This window comes from Luteibacter aegosomatis (genome assembly GCF_023078455.1).
GTDB classification, from domain to species: domain Bacteria; phylum Pseudomonadota; class Gammaproteobacteria; order Xanthomonadales; family Rhodanobacteraceae; genus Luteibacter; species Luteibacter aegosomatis.
Genome location: NZ_CP095740.1, coordinates 3,059,056 through 3,081,414 on the forward strand (window position 1 = coordinate 3,059,056; position 22,359 = coordinate 3,081,414).

21 protein-coding genes and 1 tRNA gene are annotated in these 22,359 nt (G+C 66.6%); 4 read left to right on the forward strand and 18 right to left on the reverse strand.

The annotated features are described in order from the left end of the window. Positions 1-5: 5 nt before the first annotated feature. The 9 genes from L2Y94_RS13610 to pyrG form a co-directional block, all read right to left on the reverse strand. Positions 6-413 carry a hypothetical protein gene (locus L2Y94_RS13610; protein ID WP_247367388.1) on the reverse strand — a complete coding sequence of 136 codons (408 nt, stop codon included), beginning with the start codon at positions 411-413 and terminating at the stop codon, positions 6-8. A 142-nt stretch (positions 414-555) separates the two neighbouring features. Further along, positions 556-1,581: a tRNA pseudouridine(13) synthase TruD gene (gene truD / locus L2Y94_RS13615; protein ID WP_247367391.1), complete on the reverse strand. Its 1,026-nt coding sequence runs from the start codon at positions 1,579-1,581 to the stop codon at positions 556-558. An 11-nt stretch (positions 1,582-1,592) separates the two neighbouring features. Continuing rightward, complete coding sequence (gene mgtE / locus L2Y94_RS13620) at positions 1,593-3,020, reverse strand: magnesium transporter (RefSeq protein WP_247367392.1); 1,428 nt, start codon at positions 3,018-3,020, stop codon at positions 1,593-1,595. Continuing rightward, a complete protein-coding gene (gene ispF / locus L2Y94_RS13625; RefSeq protein WP_283248538.1) occupies positions 3,017-3,490 on the reverse strand; it encodes a 2-C-methyl-D-erythritol 2,4-cyclodiphosphate synthase in 474 nt (157 codons plus the stop codon). The genes mgtE and ispF overlap by 4 nt, the downstream gene beginning before the upstream one ends. Next, on the reverse strand, positions 3,490-4,179 hold the full coding sequence (gene ispD / locus L2Y94_RS13630; RefSeq protein WP_247367396.1) for a 2-C-methyl-D-erythritol 4-phosphate cytidylyltransferase: 690 nt from the start codon (positions 4,177-4,179) through the stop codon (positions 3,490-3,492). The genes ispF and ispD overlap by 1 nt, the downstream gene beginning before the upstream one ends. After that, on the reverse strand, positions 4,179-4,523 hold the full coding sequence (gene ftsB / locus L2Y94_RS13635) for a cell division protein FtsB (RefSeq protein WP_144917081.1): 345 nt from the start codon (positions 4,521-4,523) through the stop codon (positions 4,179-4,181). Before ftsB ends, ispD begins: the two co-directional genes overlap by 1 nt. Positions 4,524-4,532: 9 nt before the next feature. Further along, complete coding sequence (gene eno, locus L2Y94_RS13640) at positions 4,533-5,831, reverse strand: phosphopyruvate hydratase (RefSeq protein ID WP_247367398.1); 1,299 nt, start codon at positions 5,829-5,831, stop codon at positions 4,533-4,535. Between the two features lie 135 nt (positions 5,832-5,966). Beyond that, complete coding sequence (kdsA, locus tag L2Y94_RS13645; protein ID WP_247367399.1) at positions 5,967-6,797, reverse strand: 3-deoxy-8-phosphooctulonate synthase; 831 nt, start codon at positions 6,795-6,797, stop codon at positions 5,967-5,969. Further along, entirely contained in the window at positions 6,794-8,473 is a 1,680-nt protein-coding gene (gene pyrG, locus L2Y94_RS13650) for a CTP synthase (RefSeq protein WP_247367401.1), read from the reverse strand. The genes kdsA and pyrG overlap by 4 nt, the downstream gene beginning before the upstream one ends. A gap of 108 nt (positions 8,474-8,581) precedes the next feature. Between pyrG and L2Y94_RS13655 the strand changes: the two genes are divergently transcribed. Both L2Y94_RS13655 and parE read left to right on the forward strand, forming a co-directional pair. Continuing rightward, complete coding sequence (locus tag L2Y94_RS13655) at positions 8,582-10,381, forward strand: aminopeptidase P family protein (RefSeq protein WP_247367402.1); 1,800 nt, start codon at positions 8,582-8,584, stop codon at positions 10,379-10,381. Between the two features lie 143 nt (positions 10,382-10,524). Continuing rightward, the gene (parE, locus tag L2Y94_RS13660) at positions 10,525-12,411 is read left to right on the forward strand and encodes a DNA topoisomerase IV subunit B (RefSeq protein ID WP_247367404.1); all 1,887 of its coding nucleotides are present in this window, start codon (positions 10,525-10,527) and stop codon (positions 12,409-12,411) included. Positions 12,412-12,423: 12 nt separating this feature from the next. On the opposite strand, the gene L2Y94_RS13665 is transcribed toward parE, so the two are convergent. From L2Y94_RS13665 to pcnB, 8 genes are all read right to left on the reverse strand, one after another. Next, the gene (locus L2Y94_RS13665; protein ID WP_247367405.1) at positions 12,424-13,314 is read right to left on the reverse strand and encodes a hypothetical protein; all 891 of its coding nucleotides are present in this window, start codon (positions 13,312-13,314) and stop codon (positions 12,424-12,426) included. A gap of 66 nt (positions 13,315-13,380) precedes the next feature. After that, positions 13,381-14,301, reverse strand: a complete 921-nt coding sequence (locus L2Y94_RS13670; protein ID WP_247367406.1) for a hypothetical protein — start codon at positions 14,299-14,301, stop codon at positions 13,381-13,383. 167 nt (positions 14,302-14,468) lie between these two features. Then, on the reverse strand, positions 14,469-16,103 hold the full coding sequence (gene pgi, locus L2Y94_RS13675) for a glucose-6-phosphate isomerase (protein WP_247367409.1): 1,635 nt from the start codon (positions 16,101-16,103) through the stop codon (positions 14,469-14,471). 240 nt (positions 16,104-16,343) lie between these two features. Further along, complete coding sequence (gene panD / locus L2Y94_RS13680) at positions 16,344-16,724, reverse strand: aspartate 1-decarboxylase (RefSeq protein WP_247367412.1); 381 nt, start codon at positions 16,722-16,724, stop codon at positions 16,344-16,346. Positions 16,725-16,865: 141 nt separating this feature from the next. Beyond that, on the reverse strand, positions 16,866-17,711 hold the full coding sequence (panC, locus tag L2Y94_RS13685; RefSeq protein ID WP_247367415.1) for a pantoate--beta-alanine ligase: 846 nt from the start codon (positions 17,709-17,711) through the stop codon (positions 16,866-16,868). 16 nt (positions 17,712-17,727) lie between these two features. Continuing rightward, positions 17,728-18,489, reverse strand: coding sequence for a 3-methyl-2-oxobutanoate hydroxymethyltransferase (gene panB / locus L2Y94_RS13690; protein ID WP_247375249.1), 762 nt, complete (start codon positions 18,487-18,489; stop codon positions 17,728-17,730). 134 nt (positions 18,490-18,623) lie between these two features. After that, complete coding sequence (gene folK, locus L2Y94_RS13695) at positions 18,624-19,109, reverse strand: 2-amino-4-hydroxy-6-hydroxymethyldihydropteridine diphosphokinase (RefSeq protein ID WP_247367417.1); 486 nt, start codon at positions 19,107-19,109, stop codon at positions 18,624-18,626. Beyond that, positions 19,106-20,473: a polynucleotide adenylyltransferase PcnB gene (gene pcnB, locus L2Y94_RS13700; RefSeq protein WP_247367419.1), complete on the reverse strand. Its 1,368-nt coding sequence runs from the start codon at positions 20,471-20,473 to the stop codon at positions 19,106-19,108. The genes folK and pcnB overlap by 4 nt, the downstream gene beginning before the upstream one ends. A 184-nt stretch (positions 20,474-20,657) precedes the next feature. On the opposite strand from pcnB, the gene L2Y94_RS13705 reads away from it, so the two are divergent. After that, positions 20,658-20,733, forward strand: a tRNA-Glu gene (locus L2Y94_RS13705). Between the two features lie 25 nt (positions 20,734-20,758). Next, a complete protein-coding gene (gene fdxA / locus L2Y94_RS13710) occupies positions 20,759-21,082 on the forward strand; it encodes a ferredoxin FdxA (RefSeq protein ID WP_247367421.1) in 324 nt (107 codons plus the stop codon). A gap of 54 nt (positions 21,083-21,136) precedes the next feature. On the opposite strand, the gene L2Y94_RS13715 is transcribed toward fdxA, so the two are convergent. Further along, positions 21,137-22,129, reverse strand: a complete 993-nt coding sequence (locus L2Y94_RS13715) for a hypothetical protein (RefSeq protein ID WP_247367423.1) — start codon at positions 22,127-22,129, stop codon at positions 21,137-21,139. Positions 22,130-22,359 lie beyond the last annotated feature (230 nt).

The following is a 22,359-nucleotide window of genomic DNA, read 5'->3' on the forward strand; positions in this document are numbered from 1 at the left end:
CGACCCTAGTTGACCTCGGCGACGTCGCGCGCACTGTACACGTCGATGGCGTAAGGCACCTGCGCGTCGCCGGTGGAATGGAAGCGGCCGAAGACGGTGGCATTGGCCTGCGAGCCGTTGGTCGACAGCGCGCGGCGCAGCGACGATATCTCGCGCCTGTGACTGTCCGACTGGTCGATGCTGAGGACGATGCGCCCCTGGCAATCGGCGTCGCTGAGCACGGTGGCCTTGCCGCTCGCGCTGGCGATACCGCGCACCGTCACGGTGGTGTCCACGTAGCGGTCGGCGGTGCCCAGGATGGTGCAGAGCGTATCCGGTGCCGGCTCGTCCGACTTACGGGCCAGGGCCGGGTCGCATGCGGCGGCCATCAGCAGGACGGCCCCCGCCGCCTGCAAGAAAGTACGGTTGTTCATCTTGCCCCCCCATGTTCCGGTACGCGCGATTGGCTTGGCACCCTTCGCGCGGGGACAAGGACACCGCGATTGCGGCGTCGCGTCAATAAGAAAATTGCCGATTCGGTGCGATGGGCTCGGGCTTCAGGGCATCGCGCGTCGGTTATCGCGACTCCACCTCGTCCATCAACTCGCGCATCACCGTCGTCGCATACGCCCCCGCGGGCAACGCGAACGACACTTCGAGCGCACCGTCGTCCAGCCAGCGCCAAACGAACTCCGATGGTTTCAGTCGCAACGATCGCCGCTCCTGGTCCATCCGTGCCCCGGCCAGTCCCTCCGCCAGGTCGGCATCACGCGACGCCACGGCACGTTCCAATTCACCGACGTCGCCACCGGCGGGCGTGTCCCCCTGCCCCCACAACGGCCCCGTGGGATGAATGTCGAATCGCGCCAACCGCTCGGCCAACGCATCGTCGAACGCCTCGGGCCCGAACCACGAACGCGATCCGTCCAGCCCCCATATCTCGCCGTCCATCGGCGCGTCCCAGTTTCCCGCTCGCACACGCTCGGCCAGCACGCCGTTGAAGATGTGCGAGCGCGCGGCCGACAGCAGGATCGACCGCTTGTCGCGATCCACCCGGCGCCCCTTGAACATGGCTCGCGCCTGCTCGACGTTTCGGCCGCCGAGCCCGAAACGCTGCTCGCCGAAATAATTGGGCACGCCACGCGCGGCGATGGCGGCCAACCGTGTCTCGGCGTCGGCGCGATCGCCCTCCACCTCGCGCAGCACCAGCACGAAACGGTTGCCACGCAGCGCACCGCGCTTGATCTTGCGCGAATGCCGGCCCAGCGGCGTGAGGGTCACCTCCGCCTGCGGAAACGCCGACCAGTCCGGATCGGCCTTGCCCGGCAACTGCACGGTAAACACCTGCCGGGTAACGGCGTGGCGATCCTTCATGCCCGCGTAGCCGACGTTCACCGGCGGCACGCCCGCGAACTTCGCCACCTCGCGCGCCACCCAGTCGGTGTTCGCGCCGCGTTTCTCCACCATCACGAATGCGTGCTCGCCGGCGCCGTCGGGTTCGTAACCGAGGATCTCGTCCACGCGGAAGTCCTCCGGCGTCGAACGCAGGCGGGCGCGCAGCGGCGGCGCGCCGAAGGCATGGGGAAGCGTGTCGTCGGTCATCTTGGAAAGCCTTAGAGCAGGAACAGCGTCGCCAGTCCCAGGAAAATGAAGAAGCCGCCGCTGTCGGTCATGGCGGTGATCAGCACACTCGACCCCAACGCGGGATCGCGGCCGAGCTTGGTCATGAGCATGGGAATGCCCACACCCATGAAGGCGGCGAGCAGCAGGTTGAGCGTCATCGCCGCGGTCATCACCAGCCCCAGCGACACGCTGCCGTAGAGCAGCCACGCGACGATGCCGATGGCGCCGCCCCAGACGATGCCGTTGATGAGCGACACGCCCAGTTCCTTGCGCCATAGACGGCGCGCCTGCGACGGCCCCACCTGTTCGAGCGCCATGGCGCGCACGATCATGGTGATGGTCTGGTTGCCCGAGTTGCCGCCGATGCCGGCCACGATGGGCATGAGGGCGGCCAGCGCCACCAGCTTCTCGATGGAATGCTCGAAGAGACCGATGACGCGCGAGGCGATGAACGCGGTCACGAGGTTGATCGCCAGCCAGGCCCAGCGATTGCGCACCGATTTCCACACGGAGGCGAAGATGTCCTCCTCCTCGCGCAGGCCGCCGCGCGACAGCGCCTCGGTTTCGCTTTCCTCGCGGATCAGGTCGATCATCGCGTCCACGGCGATGCGGCCGATCAGGCGCATGTTGCCGTCCACCACGGGCGCGGTGATGAGGTCGTAGCGCTCGAACGCCTGGGCCACGTCGTAGGCGTCGTCTTCGGGATGGAAGGTGTTGACGTCCGGCGCCATGATCTCGTGGACCATCTTGTCCGGCGAGTTCACCAGCAGCCAGTGCAGCGGCAGCACGCCGGTGAGCACGTTGTCGGCATTGACCACGAAGAGCTTGTCGGTCTGCGCGGGCAGCTCGTCGAAACGGCGCAGGTAGCGCAGCACCACCTCCAGGCGGATGTCCTCGCGGATGGTGACCATGTCGAAGTCCATCAGCGAACCGACCTGGTCGTCCTCGTAGGACATGGCCGCCTGCACGCGCTCGCGCTCCTGCGCGCCGAGGCTGGCCATCAATTCGGGCAACACCTCGGTGGGCAGGTCGTCGACGAGATCGGCCAGTTCGTCGGCATCGAGCGGTTCGACCGCCGCGAGGATCTCGCGGTCGTCCATGTCGGCGATCAGCGATTCGCGGACCGAGTCGGAAACTTCGAGCAGGATCTCGCCGTCGCGATCGGAGCGCACGCGCTGCCAGACCGCGAGGCGATCTTCCAGCGGCAACGATTCGAGCACGTCGGCGAGGTCGGCGGGATGCAGCTCGTCGAGCAGGGATCGAAGCTCCGCTTCGGTGGCCTGCAAGGCCGAATCGTCGCCGCCACGTGCTTCGCCCGCGAACTCGATGAACCCGTCGCGCTGGCGCAGGAGCCGGTTGATCGCCTCCAGCCTGTCGTGAAGGCGTGGCGTGGAGGGCCGGGCTTCGACCTCGCTCACGCGCGCTGCACCAGCACCGTGGCCATGGCCGCGATGCCTTCGCCGCGGCCCGTGAAGCCGAGCGTTTCGGTGGTGGTGGCCTTGATGCTGATACGGTCGACGTCCACGCCCAGGTCGGCGGCGATGGTCTCGCGCATGGCTTGCGCGTGCGGATTCACCTTGGGCGCCTCGCAGATCACGGTGATGTCGGCGTTGCCCAATGCGTAGCCGCGATCGCGCAGCATGTCGCGCACGGCACGAACGAAGCTGCGGCTGTCGGCGTCGCGCCACGCCTCATCGGTGGGCGGAAAATGCTTGCCGATGTCGCCCAACGCGAGCGAACCCAGCAGGGCATCGCACAACGCATGCAGCACCACGTCGCCGTCGGAATGCGCCAGCACGCCCTGGCCATGGGTGACCCGCACGCCACCCAGCATCACGTGGTCGCCGGGCCCGAAGGCGTGCACGTCGAATCCCTGGCCGATACGCATCATCGTGTTCTCCCGAGCAGGAACTCCGCCAGCGCGAAATCGGCGGGCGTGGTCACCTTGATGTTGTCTTCCGATCCCTCGACCAGCAGGGGCATGACGCCGACGCGCTCCATCGCCATCGCCTCGTCGCTCACGACGATACCCGCGTCGGCGGCAAGGCCGAGTGCACGCGAAAGCGCCGCACGCCGGAACATCTGCGGCGTGAAGGCGCGCCAGCGTCCCTCGCGCGGCTCGGTGGCGACGCTGCGGCAGGCCTCGTCGGCCCGCTTGAGCGTGTCGCGCAACGGCGCGCCCAGGAGGCCGCCCTCGCCCGCCCCGGCCATGTCGATGAGACGGGTGATGTCGGCCGCACGCACGCAGGGCCGAGCGGCATCGTGCACCAGCACGAAATCGTCGTCGCCGACCGACTCGGGCAGCGCCCGCAACCCGGCCAGCACCGAGTGGCTGCGCTCGCTGCCGCCGACGGCGGTGACCAGCGGTTTGCCATGCACCCGGGGAAGCATCGCGAAATGGGTATCGTCGGACGAGATCACCACGACGAACCCCGCGATACGCGGATGCTCGGCCAGCCGTTCGAGCGTGTGTTCGATCAGGGGGCGGCCGGTGATCGGCTGGTATTGCTTCGGCCGGTCGCCGCCGGCCCGGACGCCCTTGCCGGCGGCCGGTATCACGCACCAGAGCGCATCCATCACTGGCCGCCGGGCGCGACGGGCGGCGGAGGCGGCGGCGCGCTGGTCGCGGCCCCCGGCTCCACCACCTGGTAGAACGTTTCGCCCGGCTTGATCAGGCCCAACTCCTGTCGCGCGCGCGCCTCGGTGGCCTGCTCACCGTGCTTGAGGTCTTCCACGTCGGCGGCGAGCGCCTGGTTGCGCGTCTGCAAGCCCGCGTTCTCCTCGGTCTGTTTCTTGACCGCCGCGCGCAGGGAATCGACCTCGGCCATCCCCCCACCGCCGACCCACAGCTTCAGCTGCAGCGCGATGAGGATGATGACCAGGATCAGCCCTGCCCAGCGAAGGAGTGCCGCGCTGCTCACGGGCCGCCTTTAGCCGGGCAGCTTCGAGAGGTTCGGGAACGCGTCGCGACCGGCGTACTTCGCCTTGGCGCCCAGGGCCTCCTCGATGCGCAGCAGCTGGTTGTACTTGGCCACGCGATCGGTGCGGCAGAGCGAACCGGTCTTGATCTGCGTGGCGGTGGTGGCCACGGCGATGTCGGAGATGGTGGTGTCTTCGGTTTCGCCCGAACGGTGCGAGACGATGGCCGCGTACTTCGCGCGGTCGGCCATGGCGATGGCTTCGAGCGTCTCGGACAGCGTGCCGATCTGGTTGACCTTGATGAGGATCGCGTTGGCGATCTTCTTGTCGATGCCTTCCTGGAAGATCTTCGGGTTCGTCACGAAGAGATCGTCGCCGACGAGCTGGATGCCGCCGTCCACCACCTTGGTGAGGTGCGCCCAACCGTCCCAGTCGCCCTCGGCCATGCCGTCCTCGATGGTGACGATGGGATACTGCTTCGCCCACGAGGCCAGGGTGTCCACCCACTGCTCCGGCGTGAAGACCTTGCCCTCGCCTTCCAGATCGTACTTGCCGTCCTTGAAGAACTCCGAGCTGGCCACGTCGAGGCCGAGCAGGATGTCGCTGCCCACCTTGTAGCCGGCCTTGTTCACCGCCTCGAGGATGGTGTCGAGCGCTTCGACGTTGGACTTGAGGTTCGGCGCGAAGCCGCCTTCGTCGCCCACGGCGGTATTGAGGCCACGCCCCTTCAGCACCGACTTCAGGGCGTGGAAGATTTCCGCGCCGTAGCGCAACGCTTCGGCGAAGCTCGGCGCGCCGACCGGCAGCACCATGAACTCCTGCACGTCGACGTTGTTGTCGGCGTGCGCGCCGCCGTTGATGATGTTCATCATCGGCACCGGCAGCGAACCGCCGCCGTCGACCATGAGGTACTGCCACAGGGCCTGCTTCTTCGAGGCGGCCACGGCGTGCGCGGCGGCCATGGACACGCCCAGCAGCGCATTGGCGCCGAGCTTGCCCTTGTTGTCGGTGCCGTCGAGGGTGATGAGGGCGTCGTCGAGGCCCTTCTGGTCGGCCGCGTCGTGACCGGCGAGCGCCTTGGCGATGGCGCCGTTGACGTTGGCGACCGCGTTCTTCACGCCCTTGCCGCCGTAGCGGCTCTTGTCGCCGTCGCGCAGTTCGACCGCCTCGCGCGTGCCGGTGGATGCGCCACTGGGCACGGCCGCACGGCCGAACGAACCGTCGGCGAGGGTGACTTCGGCTTCGAGCGTGGGGTTGCCGCGCGAGTCGAGGATTTCGCGGGCGTGGATCTGGGTGATCGAGGTGCTCATGCGCTTCCCGTTACGAGGTGGAATGATCGGACACGGCCGCGGCGCGCAGGAGCGCGCCGCGGCCGACGACTGGGGGAATATAAGACGATGCGGTGCGCGCGGGCCAGCGGAAGCGGTGCGCGCGTGCCGGCATCGTCAGGCGTGGTTCTCGAAACCGCGGTGCTTCACGGCCTGGTCGAGCTCCATGAGAGTCTCGAGCAGTTCTTCCATCTGGTCGAGCGGCCATGCGTTGGGACCGTCGCTGAGCGCTTCGGCGGGATTGGGATGGGTCTCGGCGAACAACCCGGAAACGCCCACGGCGATGGCCGCGCGAGCCAGCACCGGCACGAATTCGCGCTGGCCACCCGAGCTGGTGCCCTGCCCGCCCGGCAACTGCACCGAGTGGGTGGCGTCGAAGACCACGGGGCAGCCCGTTTCTCGCATCACCGACAGCGAGCGCATGTCGGAGACGAGATTGTTGTAGCCGAAGCTGGCGCCGCGCTCGCAGACCATGATGTCGTGGTTGCCCACGTCGAACGCCTTCTGCACGACGTTCTTCATGTCCCAGGGCGCGAGGAACTGTCCCTTCTTGATGTTCACCGGCTTGCCGGCGCGGGCCACGTTCTGGATGAAGTCGGTCTGCCGGGCCAGGAAGGCCGGCGTCTGCAGCACGTCGACCACGGCGGCCACCTCGTTCATCGGGGTGTATTCGTGCACGTCGGTGAGCACCGGCACGCCGATCTGCTTCTTCACCGCATCGAGCACCTTGAGGCCTTCTTCCATGCCCGGGCCGCGGAAGCTCGTGCCGGAGGACCGGTTGGCCTTGTCGAAGCTCGACTTGAAGATGAAGTTAATGCCCAGGCGATCGGTCATCTCCTTGAGCTTGCCGGCCACGTCGAGCTGCAGCTGCATCGACTCGATGACGCAGGGACCGGCGATCAGGAAGAACGGCCGGTCGAGGCCGACCTCGAAACCACAGAGCTTCATGCGGCGGACTCCTCGGAACGCGCGGCCAGCTTCTCGCCGTCGCGCACGGCCTTGTACTCGCGCGCGGCGCGGATGAAGCCGATGAACAGCGGATGGCCCTCGCGCGGGGTGGACGTGAATTCGGGATGCGCCTGGCAACCGAGGAACCACGGGTGCACGTGGCGCGGCAGTTCGACGATCTCCACCAGCAGGTCGTCCATCGACTTGCCCGAGATCACCAGGCCCAGGTCTTCGAACGACTGGCGGTAACGGTTGTTGAACTCGTAGCGATGGCGATGGCGCTCGCGCACCACGTCTTCGCCGTAGAGTTCGCGGGCGAGCGTGCCGGCCTTGAGGCGGGCTTCCTGCGAGCCCAGGCGCATGGTGCCGCCGAGGTCGGAGCGCTCGTTGCGGGTTTCGATCTCACCGCTGGCGGTGGTCCATTCGGTGATGAGGCCGATGACCGGATCGGGCGTGTTGCGGTCGTTTTCGCTGGAATCGGCCTGCGACAGGCCCGCGATGTTGCGCGCGAACTCGACCACCGCGGCGTGCATGCCGTAGCAGATGCCGAAATAGGGGACGCCCGTCTCACGGGCGAACTGCGCCGCGAGGATCTTGCCCTCGAAACCGCGCTTGCCGAAGCCGCCGGGCACGAGGATGGCATCGGCGCCGCCGAGCACCGCGCGTGCGCCGCGCGCCTCGACCTCTTCGGAATCGACCCATTCCAGCGTGACCCGCGTGGACTGCTTGATGCCGCCGTGGCGCAGGGCCTCGCCCAACGACTTGTAGGCGTCCTTGTGTTCCACGTACTTGCCGACGATGGCGATGGTGACCTCGTCGCGCGGGTGCTCCACGGCCTCGACCGTGCGGATCCAGCTGGAGAGATCGGCCGGGCCGGCATCGAGTCCCAGGCGCTTGATGACGAGGTCGTCGAGGCCCTGCTCGTGCAGCCACATCGGCAGCTTGTAGATGATGTCGACGTCGATGGTGCTGATGACGGCGTTCTTCGGCACGTTGGTGAACAACGCGATCTTGTGGCGCTCGCCGTCGGGCAGCGGCTCCTCGCAACGGCACAGCAGCACGTCGGGCTGGATACCGATGGAGCGCAGCTCCTTCACCGAATGCTGGGTGGGCTTGGTCTTGATCTCGCCGGCGGCCTTGATGTACGGCACGAGGGTGAGATGCACGAACATGCACTTCTCGGGACCGTGCTCGATGCGCAACTGGCGGATGGCCTCGAGGAACGGCAGCGATTCGATGTCGCCCACCGTGCCGCCGATCTCGACCAGGGCCACGTCGAAGCCGCGGGTGGCTTCATGGATGGCGTGCTTGATCTCGTCGGTGATGTGCGGGATCACCTGCACGGTGGCACCGAGGTAATCGCCCCGGCGCTCCTTGCGGATCACCGATTCGTAGATCTTGCCGGTGGTGATGGAATTCTTGCCGGTGAGGCGCGTGCGCACGAAGCGCTCGTAGTGGCCCAGGTCGAGGTCGGTCTCGGCGCCGTCGTCGGTGACGTAAACCTCGCCGTGCTGGAAGGGACTCATGGTGCCCGGATCCACGTTGATGTACGGATCGAGCTTCATCATGGTGACCGAAAGGCCGCGCGCCTCGAGAATGGACGCAAGCGATGCCGCTGCGATGCCTTTCCCGAGGGAAGACACCACACCGCCGGTGACGAAAATCAGGGGAGTCATGCGAGCAGCCGATGCTGGAAATTTGTATTTTACCCAAGTGCGCGGCGGCTCGCGAGTGGCCCCCTGAACGAAGGGACACATGGCGGCGCTCTCCCTTACCATGGGCCCATGAGCACATCCCCCGTTCCCGCCCGTCTCCAGGCCCTTCGCGCCGCCATGGCCCGTGAAGGCGTCGCCGCCGTCGTCGTCCCCAGCGCCGACCCCCATCTTTCCGAATACCTGCCCGCGCGCTGGCAGGCCCGCGAATGGTTCTCGGGCTTTACCGGCTCGGCCGGCACGCTCGTGGTGACGTCCACCGGCGGCGGCGTGTGGACCGATTCGCGCTATTTCGCCCAGGCCGAAGCCGAACTGGCCGGCACCACCCTGCCGCTGATGAAGCTGAACGTGGCGCACACGCCGGAGCACGTGGCGTGGCTGGTCGAGACCCTCGGCGAGGGCGACGTGGTGGCGGTGGCCGGCGACAGCATCTCCGTGGCCGGCGCGGAAGACCTCGCCAGGCGCCTTGGCGCCGTCGGCGCGCGCCTGCGCACCGACCTCGACCTGCCCGGCGCCGCATGGCCCGATCGTCCCGTCCGCCCGGAGGCGCCGGTATATGCGCATCCGGCACCGTTCGCCAGCGTCGGCCGCGACGAGAAGCTGGGGCATGTGCGCCAGGCGATGCGCCGCGCGGGCGCCACCCATCACTTCGTTTCCAGCCTCGACGACATCGCCTGGCTCACCAACCTGCGCGGCGCCGATGTCGACTACAACCCCGTTTTCCTCGCCCACCTGCTCGTCGAACACGACCGCGCCACCCTGTTCGTCGATGCGGCCAAGCTGCCGGCCGACGTGAAGGCCGCGCTCGCGGCCGACGGCGTCGCGGTGGCCGGCTACGGCACGGCGGCCTCCGCGATCGCCGCGCTGCCGGACGACGCCGTACTGATGATCGACCCCGGCAAGGTGGTGGTCGCCGTGCTCGAAGGCCTGCCCACCTCGGTGAAGCAGGTCCGCGCGAGCGCGCCGTCGACGGCCCGCAAGGCGCGCAAGACCGGCGACGAACTCGACCACGTCCGCGACGTGATGCGCCGCGACGGCGCGGCCCTGGTGCGCGCCTTCCGCCGCCTCGAACTCGGTCTGTCCGCCGGCGAACCGTTGACCGAACTGGACGTCGATACCCTCGTCCGCGAGGCGCGTGCCGCGCAGGCCGGATTCGTCGGCGAGAGCTTCTCCACCATCGCCGGTTACCAGGCCAACGGCGCCCTGCCGCATTACCGCGCCACGGAAGCCGGTTTCAGTCCGCTCGCCGCGCAGGGCCTGCTGCTGGTGGATTCGGGCGGCCAATACCTCGGCGGCACCACCGACATTACCCGCGTGCTCGCGCTGGGCCCGGTCACCGACGAGCAGCGTCGCGACTCCACCCTGGTGCTCAAGGGCATGATCGCGCTGTCGCGCGCCCGCTTCCCCAAGGGCGCCAGCGGTCCCCAGCTCGACGCCCTCGCCCGCGCGCCGCTCTGGGCCGCCTGCATGGACTTCGGCCATGGCACCGGCCATGGCGTGGGCTATTTCCTCAACGTGCACGAAGGCCCGCACGGCATCCGCCCCCCGCGCCCCGGCGCCGACCTGGTGCCGCTGGAGACGGGCATGATCACGTCCATCGAACCGGGCCTCTACAAACCCGGCCGCCACGGCATCCGCCACGAGAACCTCGCCGTGGTGGTGCAGGCCGATACCACGGAATTCGGCGAATTCCTCGCCTTCGAGACGCTGACGCTCTGCCCGTTCGACCGGCGCACCCTGGAGCCGCGGCTGCTGGAGCCGTCGGAGCGGGCGTGGCTGGACGATTACCACGCGACGGTGCGGGCGGCATTGTCGCCGCTGCTGGGCGGCGAGGATCGGGCATGGCTCGAGTGGCATTGCGCCCCTCTTTGAGATGAGCGTCGTCGCTGCGCCCCATCGCGGACCCTTGGCCGCGATGCTCTTCGGTCTCACCGATTGACACCGTCACCTGCAAAACTTGACCACCCGACCGGCGAAAGCCCATTCTGCCCGGCTACGAATCACCGCGACGCCTCATGAACACTCGCTACAACGCCTCAGACATCGAAGTCCTCAGCGGCCTTGACCCGGTCAAGCGCCGTCCCGGCATGTACACCGACACCTCGCGCCCCAACCACCTGGCGCAGGAAGTGATCGACAACTCGGTCGACGAAGCCCTGGCGGGCCACGCCAAGACCATCGAGGTCACCGTCTTCAACGACGGTTCGGTCGAGGTCAGCGACGACGGCCGCGGCATGCCGGTGGACATCCATCCCGAGGAGAAGGTGCCCGGCGTCGAACTGATCCTCACGCGCCTGCACGCGGGCGGCAAGTTCTCCAACAAGAACTACGCCTTTTCCGGCGGCCTGCACGGCGTGGGCGTTTCGGTGGTGAACGCGCTCTCCACCCGGGTGGACGTCACCATCCGTCGCGAAGGCCAGGAATACCGCATGAGCTTCGCCGACGGCGACCGTGCGAGCGACCTCGAAGTGATCGGCTCGGTACCGAAGAAGAAGACCGGCACCACGCTGCGTTTCTGGCCCGACCCGAAATACTTCGACACGCCCAAGATCCTCGTCTCCAAGCTCAAGCACCTCCTGCGCGCCAAAGCCGTGCTCTGCGCGGGCCTCACCGTGCGACTGCACGAGGAAGGCGGCGAAACCACCGAGTGGTATTTCGAGGACGGCCTGCCCGATTACCTGCGCGGCGAACTGCAGGGCGCCGAGGCGCTCCCCGCCGACCTCTTCGTGAAGCACTTCGCCCGCGACACCGACGCGCTCGACGTCGCCCTGGCCTGGCTGCCCGAGGGCGACCTGGTGCAGGAGAGTTACGTCAACCTGATTCCCACCGCGCAAGGCGGCACGCACGTCAACGGCCTGCGCTCGGGCCTCACCAATGCCATCCGCGAATTCTGCGACCTGCGCAACCTGCTGCCGCGCGGCGTGAAGCTCGCCCCGGAAGACGTCTGGGAGCGCCTGTCGTTCGTGCTCAGCATCAAGCTGCAGGACGCCCAGTTCGCCGGACAGACGAAAGAGCGCCTGTCGTCGCGCAACGCGGCCGGCGTGGTCGAGGGCGTGATCCACGATGCCTTCAGCCTGTGGCTCAACCAGCACGTCGACCTCGGCGAGAAGATCGCCCAACTCGCCATCGAGCGCGCCAGCGCACGCCTGAAAGCGGCCAAGCAGGTGGTGCGCAAGAAGATCACCCAGGGTCCCGCCCTTCCCGGCAAGCTCGCCGACTGCGCGGCCACCGACCTCACCCGCACCGAACTCTTCCTCGTCGAGGGCGATTCGGCGGGCGGCTCGGCCAAGCAGGCGCGCGACAAGGATTTCCAGGCCATCCTTCCGCTGCGCGGCAAGATCCTCAACACCTGGGAGGTCGAATCCGGCGCCGTGCTGGCCTCGCAGGAAGTGCACGACCTCGCCGTGGCCATCGGCTGCGACCCGGGCAAGGACGATCTGTCGGGCCTGCGCTACGGCAAGGTGGTGATCCTCGCCGACGCCGACTCCGACGGCCTGCACATCGCGACCCTGCTCTCGGCGCTGTTCCTGCGCCACTTCCCCGCCCTGGTGAGCCAGGGTCACGTCTTCGTGGCCATGCCGCCGCTGTTCCGCGTGGACGTGGGCAAGCAGGTGTTCTATTGCCTCGACGAGGAAGAAAAACGCCTCATGCTCGAGAAGGTGGAGCGCGAGAAGATGAAGGGCGCCGTCTCGGTCACCCGCTTCAAGGGCCTGGGCGAGATGAACCCCGCGCAGCTGCGCGAATCCACCATCCATCCGGATACCCGCCGCCTCGTGCAGCTCACCGTCGACACCGACGACGGCACACAGAAGCTCATGGACATGCTGCTGGCCAAGAAGCGCGCGGGTGACCGCAAGCAGTGGCTGGAGGAAAAGGGCGACCTGGCCACGCTCGAAGTGTGATCGCCTGCCGTTTCAGTGGGTGATCGCCTGGTCGCCCGGGTTGTAGCCGAACCGGGCCTTTGCGCTGAACGACGTCGCGGGTGTCCATCGAATGATGGGCACCCAGCGCCCGGTGGCGTTCATGAAGTCCCTCTGGTCGGCGCGAGCATGGTCGAGCCGCACCGGAAGGTCGTGTTCCGCGTCGCAGTCCTGCTGGTCGTAGCAGTTGTCGCGGTAGAAGAACGCCTCGATCGGCATCTTCGCGCCCACGTCCTGCGGCCACGCTTCCACGATGACCTCGTTTCTCCGGAAAATACGCCTGGCGTAGCGCACCTTGCCGACCTGCGTCCAGGCATCGGCCGTGTTCTGGCGGCCCTGCTCGACACCGAAGGCGCATTGGTCGGCATCGTCCGTATAGCGCTGCAGCCACTGCTCGGCGGTCGTCACGCCGAGATCCTGGCATACCCGGCGACAACGATCGGGCTCGCCGGTCCATGCGTCCTGCGGATAGATGCAGCGCACGTTGAGTTGCACGTACTGACCCGGTTGGTCGTCGGCGTAGAACCAGGGCAGGACGATGAACCCGTTTGCCGAAGGGAAGTTCTCCGGGAAATTGGAGTCTTCGCGCAGCCAGGAAAACGAGACACCCCAGGAAGCGGTCTGCGGGTTGGGAATCCACGAGTGGTAGGCCGGCGAATATTCGGTGGAGCGCAGCAGGATGCCCGAGCAAAGGAATGCCGGTCTCGTCGACGAGCCGCAATCGGCGACGTGCTCTTCGTCATAACGCTCCCGCAAGTGTCGCGCGACCATCTCTCCGGCGGTTTCGGCCGGGGCCACGCGGCCGCCGGGTGGCGTGGTCGCGCATCCGGTCAGCAACGACAGAACCACGAGAACGGCAGAAAGGCCTATCCGGCGTCCATCCATGGCGCCTTCTCCTTGTGCGGGTTGTGATGGTGTTCGGAAGGCGGGGCTTATCGCGCCCCGTCGCCCTCAGGGGCCGGCGATGGCCTGGTCGGACGCGCGGTAATCGAAAGACGCCTTGCTGGTAAAGGATGTCGCCGGCGTCCATCGGATGATGGGTACCCATCGGCCGGCGGTGTTCTTGAAATCGCGCTGGTCGGCCCTGGCACTCTCCAGCCGCTTCTGGACGAAGTCCGGCGGATTGTTGGCGCCCTTGCAATCGTCGTCGTCATCCACCATGCAGTTGTCGCGGTAGAAGAATGCTTCCACCGGCATGCGCGCCCCGACGTTCTGCGGCCACGCGGCGATGATGATTTCGTTGTGATAAAAGATGCGCTTCTCGTACCGGATCTTCTTGACCTGCGTCCATGCGAAGGCCGAGTCGTTGCGCGAATCGTCCACGCCAAAGGCGCACTGGTTGTCGCGATAGTTGAATCCCCGATCGAGCCATTGCTTGGCCGTGGTCACGCTCGGCTTGAGGTTCTGGCATATCGTTCGGCACCGGTCGGGGGCCCCCGTCCATCCGTCGCGCGGATAGATGCAGCGGATCTTGAGCTGCTGGTAGTTGCCGTCGTCGGAGTAGAACCAGGGATAGACGATGAAGCCGTTGCCCGTGGGGTAGTTGTCGGGAAAATTGGAATCCTCGCGCAACCATGAAAACGATACGCCCCACCCTGCCGACGCCGGATTAGGCAGCCAGGAGTGGTACTGCGGCGAATACTCGGTCGAACGCAGCATGATGCCCGAGCACAGGAAGGCGGGACGCGTCGACGAGCCGCAATCGTCGAACTCCTCGTCGTAGCGTTTGCGAAGATGCTCCAGGACGGTCGGCCCCGATTCGGCGGCCTGCATCCCCTGAACGGCCATCGGCCGCGTCGCTTCGGGAGTGCAACCGGCCATGGATACCAACGCGACGAGAACCATGCATAACGCGATGCGACGTGCTTCCATATCGCAACCCCTCCTTCCGTGGATGGTGCAGATGCGCGTCTACTATGGGTGCAACGCGCCCCCGGGGCGATATGCCGTGCGTCGTAGGCAAGGGATGCCTTTATCCGGCACGAAAAAAAGAAAGCCCGGCAAGCCGGGCTTTCGTCGTGGATCGCCGCGCGTGCCGATCAGCGGCGGTCGCGAATGGCCTCGATCAGGCCGCGCGTGGCGCCATCGAACTGGCCGAGGTCGCCCGCGCTCTTGTCGTTGGCGAGCGAGGGATAGATCTGCTTGGCGATGACCTTGCCCAGTTCCACGCCCCACTGGTCGAAGGCGTTGATACCCCACAGGTGGCCGAGCATGAATACCTTGTGTTCGTAGAGCGCGATCAGGGCGCCGAGCGAATGCGGGGTGAGCGAATCGAGCATGAACACGGTGCTCGGACGATCGCCCTTGAAGGTGCGCTGCGCGGCGAGCGCGCGACGCTCTTCGTCGGTGCCGGTCTTCGCTTCGGCCAGGGCTTCGTCGAAGGTCTTGCCCAGCGACAGCGCGGCAGCCTGCGCCAGCAGGTTCGACAGCAGCACGTCGTGGTTCTCGCGCAGCGGATGCGCCGGCTTCACCAGGCCGATGAACTCCAGCGGCACGGTGTCGGTGCCTTGGTGCAACGCCTGGAAATACGCATGCTGCGCGTTGGTACCGATGCTGCCCCACACCACCGGCACGGTGGACTGGGCCACCTCGCTGCCGTCGTCCGGATGCACGTGCTTGCCGAGGCTTTCCATCTCCAACTGCTGCAGGTATGACGGCAAGTCGCCGAGCGAGTCGACGTAAGGCACCACCGCGCGGCTGCTGCGACCAAGGATGTTGCGGTTCCAGAACTCGGCGATGGCCAGCAGCACCGGCACGTTGTCCTGCCACTCGGCCGTGCGGAAGTGATCGTCGGCTTCCGCCGCGCCCGCGAGCAGGTCGCGGAAACCCTGCATGCCGATCGAGAAGGCGATGGACGCACCGACCGCGGACCACAACGAGAAGCGACCGCCCACGTAATCCCACATGGGGAGCACCTGCGAGGCGCCCCACTTGTTCACCGCTTCGACGTTGGAGCTCACGGCGATGAAGTGCTTCGAGGTCTTCGCCTCGTCGCCGTCGTTGGCCTTGAGGATCCAGTTGCGGAAGACGCCGCCGTTGAGCAGGGTCTCCTGCGTGTTGAAGCTCTTGGACACCAGGATCACCAGCGTATGCGCCGGGTCGAGCTTCTTCATGAGGTCGGTGGCCGCCTGGCCGTCGACGTTGGTGAGGAAATGGCTGGTGATGCCCTTGACGTGGAACTGCTCGAGCGCGTGCACGGCCAGGCGCGGACCGAGGTCCGAACCGCCGATGCCGATGTTGACCACGTCGGTCACGCGACCGATCAGGCCGACCGACTCGCCCTCGCCGCGATGCACGGCATTGACCAGCTGCTCCATCTTGTCGAGCGCGTCGGCCACGTCCTTGCGCACGTCGGCCGGCGCGGCCGGATGGCGCGAGGCACCGCCGCGCAGGGCGGTATGCAACACGGCGCGATCTTCGGAGGTGTTGATGTGCTTGCCTTCGAACATCGCGTCGCGCGCGGCCTTCCAGCCGGTGCCTTCGATGTACTGACCCACGGCATCGAGCGCGGCGATGTCGAGCTTCTGGCGGGTGATGTCCAGGAGGATCGGCCCCACGCGGCGACGCAAACGCTGGGCGCGGGCGTCATCGTTGACGAGGGTGCGGAGGTGGGTACCGGCCAGACGGGCGGCGTGCGCTTCGAACGAAGGCAGGGGGGCGTGCTTTGAATCCATGGCTTCCACTTGGGTGCGACGGAGGGAAGCCGTGATATTACCGCAGTGCAGCGTAAGTGGATTGTGTTAATGGATGCTATTTGAGCGCCGGTGTGGCACTACGACGAAAGTCCATCGTCCGGCGCTGGGTTCCTGCATTCGCGGGAACGACGAGCCACCGGATCGGATGCCTTCGTTCCTGCGAACGCAGGCATCCAGCGCCGGGCGTCGCCTACGCGACGGCCCGGCTACGGCTTCGAGTCACGCCGCCTGCTTCGGAATCGAATGATTCGTATGCGTGATGCGGTTGTTCGCGTCCACGTAAACCAGGTCGGGCTGGTACTTCGCCATCTCGGCCTCGGAGAGGCTCGCGAAGGCGGCGATGATCACCAGGTCGCCCACCGACACGCGGCGCGCCGCGCTACCGTTCACCGAGATGATGCCCGAGCCCTCGTCGGCACGCAGTGCATAGGTGACGAAACGCTCGCCGTTGCTGATGTTCCACGCGTGGATCTGCTCGTATTCGCGGATGCCCGCGGCGTCGAGCAGGTTGCCGTCGATGGCGATGGAACCTTCGTAGTTCAGCTCGGCGTGAGTCACCGTGGCACGGTGGATCTTGCACTTGAGCATATTGAGCTGCATGGCGGTCTCTGGGGATGTGGCGGTTGCAAAAACGCCCATTCTAACGGAGGGATGCCCCGCTCGTCAGGAATGGGCTCCTCTGTCGAGGCGCTTTATGGGGCGTGGCCCTTCAAAACGCAAGTGCCCGTTCGTGAAGGGACTTCAGTCGAAGGGAAGGTTGTCGATCAGGCGGGTGGCGCCCAGGCGGGCAGCCACCAGGGCCACCAGCCCTTCGCGCTCGTCCGCCGCCGGCTCGGCCAGGTCTTCGGCACGGCGGATGGCGACGTAATCGGGCACGAAGCCCGCCCGCTCCAGGCGCGCCCTGGCGGCCTGCTCCAGGGCCTGCCAGGCATGACCCTGACGGAACAGGTCGCGCATCTGGACCAGGGTGGCGTGGATCTGGGGCGCCCGCTGGCGCTCGGCGGCCGTCAGGTACTGGTTGCGCGAGCTCTTGGCGAGGCCATCGTCGTCGCGCAGGGTCGGGCCGGACATGATCTTCACCGGCAGCGACAGGTCGCGGACCATCCGTTCGATCACCTTCAGCTGCTGGAAATCCTTTTGGCCGAACACGGCGAAATCCGGCTGCACCAGATGGAACAGCTTGCTCACCACCGTGGCGACGCCGTCGAAATGCCCCGGCCGGTGCGCCCCTTCCAGCGTATCGGTCACCACGGGCACGTGGATGCTCACGCTGGCGGCCGGACCGAACGGATACATGGTCGGCACGTCCGGGGCGAACAGGACGTCGCAGCCGGCCTCGGCCAGGCCGACCTGGTCCTGGGCCAGGGTACGCGGGTAGCGCTCGAAGTCCTCGTTGGGGCCGAACTGGGTGGGGTTGACGAACACGCTGGCCACCACGCGATCGGCGCGCGCGCGCGCCAGCTTCAACAGCGAGTGGTGCCCGGCGTGCAGGTTGCCCATCGTCGGCACGAAGCCGACGGTCTGCCCGGCGGTGCGCCAGCCGCGGATGGTGGCACGAAGGGCGGCGGCATCGGTAACGGTCTGCATAGGTCGGGTCGTGCCTTCAGAAGCTGTGTTCGGGACCGGGAAAGCGCTTTTCGCGAACGTCGTCGGCATAGGCGGCGATCGCGGCCGGGATGGAATCGCGTCCGGCGAGGAAATCCTTGGAAAAACGCGGCCGCCTGCCCGGGGTGAGACCGAGCATGTCGTAGACCACCAGCACCTGGCCGTCGCATTCCACGCCCGCGCCGATGCCGATCACCGGAATGGACAAGGCGGCGGTGATGCGTGCCGCCAGCGAGGCGGGCACGAGTTCGAGCACCAGCAGATCGGCACCGGCCGCTTCCACGGCCCTCGCATCGGCGAGCAGCTTTTCGGCGGCGTCCTCGGTCTTGCCCTGCACCTTGTAGCCGCCGAAGCGGTTGACCGACTGCGGCGTGAGGCCGAGATGGGCGCACACGGGAATGTCGCGCTCGGCCAGGGCGGAGATCACCTCGCAGATGCGGCCCGCCCCTTCGATCTTGACCATGGCCGCGCCGCCCTGGGCGACCAGGCGCGTGGCCGAGTCGATGGCCGTGGGCACGTCGCGGTCGCTCATGAACGGCAGGTCGGCCACGAGCAGCGTCGTGGACAGGCCACGCGCCACCGCCGCGGCGTGGTAGACCACCTCATCGACCGTGACCGGCAGCGTGCTCGACCGCCCCTGCACCACCATGCCCAGCGAATCGCCGACGAGGGCCACGTCGACCCCGGCGGCTTCCAGTTGGGCGGCGAAACTCGCGTCGTAGGCGGTGAGCATCACGATCTTCCGGCCTTCGGCTTTCATCGCCTTCAGGCCCGGCACGGTCACCGGCTTGCGCGCCGGCGCACTCGTTTTTTCCACGTACACGCTCTTGTCGCCTCGTTGTAAGAAACCGGGATTGTCCTCCCGGACGAGCCCAGGCTCAAGGAAGGGCGAGCCTAATCCAGCACGCGGCATTCAGCCACGTTCACCCTGGCCAGCAGGTCGGCCACGCGTCCCATGCCGGGCAACGTCGCCTGGGCGGCGATGTCGGCCAGCGGCAGCAGTACGAAAGCACGTTCGGGGATGCGCGGATGGGGCACATCCAGCCGTTCGTCGCGGATCACCGCGGCGCCATAGGCGAGCAGGTCGAGGTCGAGCGTTCGTGGCCCCCAGCGCTCGCCGTCACGCACCCGGCCGAAGGCCCGTTCGATCGACAGCATCGCGTCGAGCAAGGCATGCGCGTCGAGGGACGTGTCCACGGCGATGGCCGCGTTGACGAAATCGGGTTGGTCGACGTTGCCCCAGGGGGGCGTGCGATAGAAACGCGAGCGCGCCGTTACCGCAATGCCCGGCACGGCCCCCAGGGCGTCGATGGCCGCCTCGAGGCGCACGCGAACGTCTCCCAGGTTACCCCCGAGGCCGATCAGGGCGGCCACGCTCACGCGCCGCCCGAGTCGCCCTTGCCGCGACCCGCCGGCTTGCGACGGCGACGGCGCTTGCGGGCCGGCGCCGTGGCAGCCACCGTGTGCTCGCTCGGCGGCGGTACGCCACCGCCGCCGAGGGCGGCGGCCAGCATGTCCGGCGGCAACTGCTGGGCGTGGTTCCACCACTCGCCCAACTCACGCATCCGCGGCGATTCGTGCGCGCGCAGCAGGAGGAAATCGAACGCCGCACGGAAGCGCGGATGGGACATCAGGCGGAACACGCGCTTGCGATGGATTTGCTCGAAACGCGGCTGCAATGCCCAGATTTCTTCCATGGTGAAGGTGAACCGGCGCGGGATCGCCACGCGCTGGCACTGCTCGGCCACCACGTGCACGGCCGCGCGCTGCCAGGCCTCGTTCATGTCGAAACCCTGGGCCATCCAGCCGTGGGCCTGGTCGCGCACCTCGCCCCACAGCAGCACGGCGTAGAGGAAGGCCGGCGTGACCGACTTGCCGGCGGCGATGCGCGCGTCGGTGTTGGCCAGCCCCTGTTCCACCAGTGCGCGCAAGGCCTCGTCGCCGCGCTCGAGCGCGCGCGCCGTGGCCGGGAAGAGGAATTTCAGCAGGCCGCAGGCTTCGAGCATGCGGAAGCTCTTCAGGCCGTGGCCGGCGAGGAAGAGCTTGAGCGATTCGTCGAACAGGCGGGCGGGCGAGGCTTCGCTCAGCAGGTTGCCCAGCGTGGCGAACGGCGCGGCGGCGGCACGGTCGATGGTGAAGCCGAGCTTGGCCGCCAGCCGCGCCGCGCGAAGCATGCGCACGGGATCTTCGCGATAGCGCTGCTCGGGGTCGCCGATGAGGCGCATGCTGCGGTCTTCGAGATCCTGCATGCCGCCCACGTAGTCACGCACGCTGAAGTCGGCGATGTCGTAATAAAGGGCATTGACGCGGAAGTCGCGGCGCACGGCATCTTCTTCGATGGTGCCCCAGATGTTGTCGCGCACGATGCGGCCGTCGACGATGTGGCGGTCGCCCCCTTCGCCGCCCTCCTCCCCCGTACCGCGGAAGGTAGCCACCTCGATGATCTCGGGACCGAACACCACGTGGGCCAGGCGGAACCGCCGACCGATGAGCCGGCAGTTGCGGAACAGGCCTTTCACCTCGTCGGGCGTGGCGTTGGTGGCCACGTCGAAATCCTTGGGGTGGCCGCCGAGCAACAGGTCGCGCACCGCGCCTCCCACGAGGTAGGCGTCGAACCCGGCCTCGTGAAGCCTGTAGAGCACACGAAGGGCGGCCTTGCTGATGTTCTTGCGGGAAATGGAGTGCTGTTCGCGCGGGATGATGCGCATGGCCGGCGAAACGTCGCTCCTGTTTTCGGGATTCAAGCGGCTACGATCCTGGCGGGCGCCTGCGCGCCCGGTCGGGTGGGTGTCCCGCCGGCAACCGGTATCGGGGACGAAAGTGGGTTAAATGTAACGAATTCGTTGCCTTCCGACGAGGGAGAAAAAAACGTTGCCGCGCGTCGGAACTTGGGTATACTAACGCGCTTCGTACTCCCGGTACGACCCCGCTCCCTTCGTCTAGTGGTCTAGGACACCGCCCTCTCAAGGCGGGAACACGAGTTCGAACCTCGTAGGGAGCGCCACTTTCCTTCTGGCGCCTGATTTCGCATGACCTTTGTCGTTACCGACAACTGCATCAAGTGCAAGTACACGGATTGCGTCGAGGTTTGCCCTGTCGACGCCTTCCACGAAGGCCCCAATTTCTTGGTGATCAATCCGGACGAGTGCATCGATTGCACCCTCTGCGAGCCGGAATGCCCTATCAACGCCATCTATCCCGAGGATGACGTTCCCGCGGGGCAAGAGGCCTTCGTCGCGCTGAATGCCGATCTCTCCAAAGACTGGCCGGTCATCACCGAGCGCAAGGATGGTCTGCCCGATGCCAAGGACTGGGAAAACAAACCCAACAAGATCGATCTGCTTCAACGCTGATCCCTTGACGAAAAGCCCCTCGCGAGAGGGGCTTTTTTCATGTCCGCGTTTTCATCAAGGTTCGGGGAGCGCCTGCTCCTCCGGCCGGTATTCGAACGTGGCGCCATTCGGATTCGACTTGCTGGGCAGCTTGACCTCGATGACCGGGACCCACCGATTCGAGAGAGCCGCGAAGTCGACCTGGTTCAGTCCGGCTGCCGCCCTCCCCTTGGTTTCGCCCCGCAGGTAGAAGAACGCCTCGATGGGAAGCTTCGGATCGTTCTGCGCCCAGGTACTGACCATGATCTCGTTCTGCAGGTAGAACCATTTCGACTGCCTGCTTCGAATGTTCGCCTGGGCCTGGAACGCCAGGTAAGCGTCCTGCGTACCGGGCAACAGGAGGAAGGAGCACTGGTGCCGATACCTGTTGTGAAGAATATCCAAGGCGGACATGCCGAATTTCTTCATCCAGGCATCCGCATCGTAGATTTTCTGGATCTGGCACGGCCCGGTGCCGCTTTCGTACTTGTTTGCGCTGCAACCGTTGTTGTCTTCCGGGTCGGAGTCCACGCGCTCCACGGTGGCGGCGTCGAAGGGAAAGATGCAGACGACGGTCATCTGCGTGAATTCGCCGGGCGTATCGGCAAAAAAATAGGGAATGAGGATGAAACCGTCATTCATGTTTTTCACGATATCGCTGAACGCGGAATCGTGACGCAGCCAGGAGAACGCGACGCCCCGCTTGATCGGTGAACCGGGATTCGGATTCCAGGCGTTGTACCCCGGCCCCCTCACTGTCGCCCTCAACAGGATTCCGGAGCAGAGGATGGCCGGCAAGGGCTTGGGATTGTTGGCGGTATGGCAATCCGCCGTGCTCTCCGCGAAGCGCTTGCGCAGGTTGTCGCGCACCTCGGTTCCCGAGTATTTCTTGCTGAGGAGTACCCCCGTCGGAGGGGAGGCAACGACAGGGTGTGCCGAACGTTCCGGCACCCCGGCGCAAGCGGCAAGGAACGCGACGAACATGACCGTGGCAACAACACGAAAACACCTGCTCCAAGCGCTATCCATATCGGCACTCCTTGCCTTTGTGAAACGTCATGCGGCGACATCCCGATCTGCCGCGTTGAACCTGAAACAGGCTGCGCCGTTCGCCGCCGCGAGAGCGGCGTTATCGCGATGAGCGGTACACAGCCCCTGCCCGTATCCAACGTTTCCACGACCCGGCGTCCATGGCCTTGCCCCCTTGGCTCCCTTTCGTCACCAGTATGCGCGTCGGCACGCGACATTCAATCGCACGG

Excerpts from the sequence above, each read along its gene's own strand:
- L2Y94_RS13610 (WP_247367388.1), bottom strand. The coding sequence starts at position 413 with ATGAACAACCGTACTTTCTTGCAGGCGGCGGGGGCCGTCCTGCTGATG.
- truD (WP_247367391.1), bottom strand. The coding sequence starts at position 1,581 with ATGACCGACGACACGCTTCCCCATGCCTTCGGCGCGCCGCCGCTGCGC.
- ispF (WP_283248538.1), bottom strand. The coding sequence starts at position 3,490 with ATGCGTATCGGCCAGGGATTCGACGTGCACGCCTTCGGGCCCGGCGAC.
- ispD (WP_247367396.1), bottom strand. The coding sequence starts at position 4,179 with ATGGATGCGCTCTGGTGCGTGATACCGGCCGCCGGCAAGGGCGTCCGG.
- eno (WP_247367398.1), bottom strand. The coding sequence starts at position 5,831 with ATGAGCACCTCGATCACCCAGATCCACGCCCGCGAAATCCTCGACTCG.
- kdsA (WP_247367399.1), bottom strand. The coding sequence starts at position 6,797 with ATGAAGCTCTGTGGTTTCGAGGTCGGCCTCGACCGGCCGTTCTTCCTG.
- pyrG (WP_247367401.1), bottom strand. The coding sequence starts at position 8,473 with ATGACTCCCCTGATTTTCGTCACCGGCGGTGTGGTGTCTTCCCTCGGG.
- L2Y94_RS13655 (WP_247367402.1), top strand. The coding sequence starts at position 8,582 with ATGAGCACATCCCCCGTTCCCGCCCGTCTCCAGGCCCTTCGCGCCGCC.
- parE (WP_247367404.1), top strand. The coding sequence starts at position 10,525 with ATGAACACTCGCTACAACGCCTCAGACATCGAAGTCCTCAGCGGCCTT.
- L2Y94_RS13665 (WP_247367405.1), bottom strand. The coding sequence starts at position 13,314 with ATGGATGGACGCCGGATAGGCCTTTCTGCCGTTCTCGTGGTTCTGTCG.
- L2Y94_RS13670 (WP_247367406.1), bottom strand. The coding sequence starts at position 14,301 with ATGGAAGCACGTCGCATCGCGTTATGCATGGTTCTCGTCGCGTTGGTA.
- pgi (WP_247367409.1), bottom strand. The coding sequence starts at position 16,103 with ATGGATTCAAAGCACGCCCCCCTGCCTTCGTTCGAAGCGCACGCCGCC.
- panD (WP_247367412.1), bottom strand. The coding sequence starts at position 16,724 with ATGCAGCTCAATATGCTCAAGTGCAAGATCCACCGTGCCACGGTGACT.
- panC (WP_247367415.1), bottom strand. The coding sequence starts at position 17,711 with ATGCAGACCGTTACCGATGCCGCCGCCCTTCGTGCCACCATCCGCGGC.
- panB (WP_247375249.1), bottom strand. The coding sequence starts at position 18,489 with ATGAAAGCCGAAGGCCGGAAGATCGTGATGCTCACCGCCTACGACGCG.
- fdxA (WP_247367421.1), top strand. The coding sequence starts at position 20,759 with ATGACCTTTGTCGTTACCGACAACTGCATCAAGTGCAAGTACACGGAT.
- L2Y94_RS13715 (WP_247367423.1), bottom strand. The coding sequence starts at position 22,129 with ATGGATAGCGCTTGGAGCAGGTGTTTTCGTGTTGTTGCCACGGTCATG.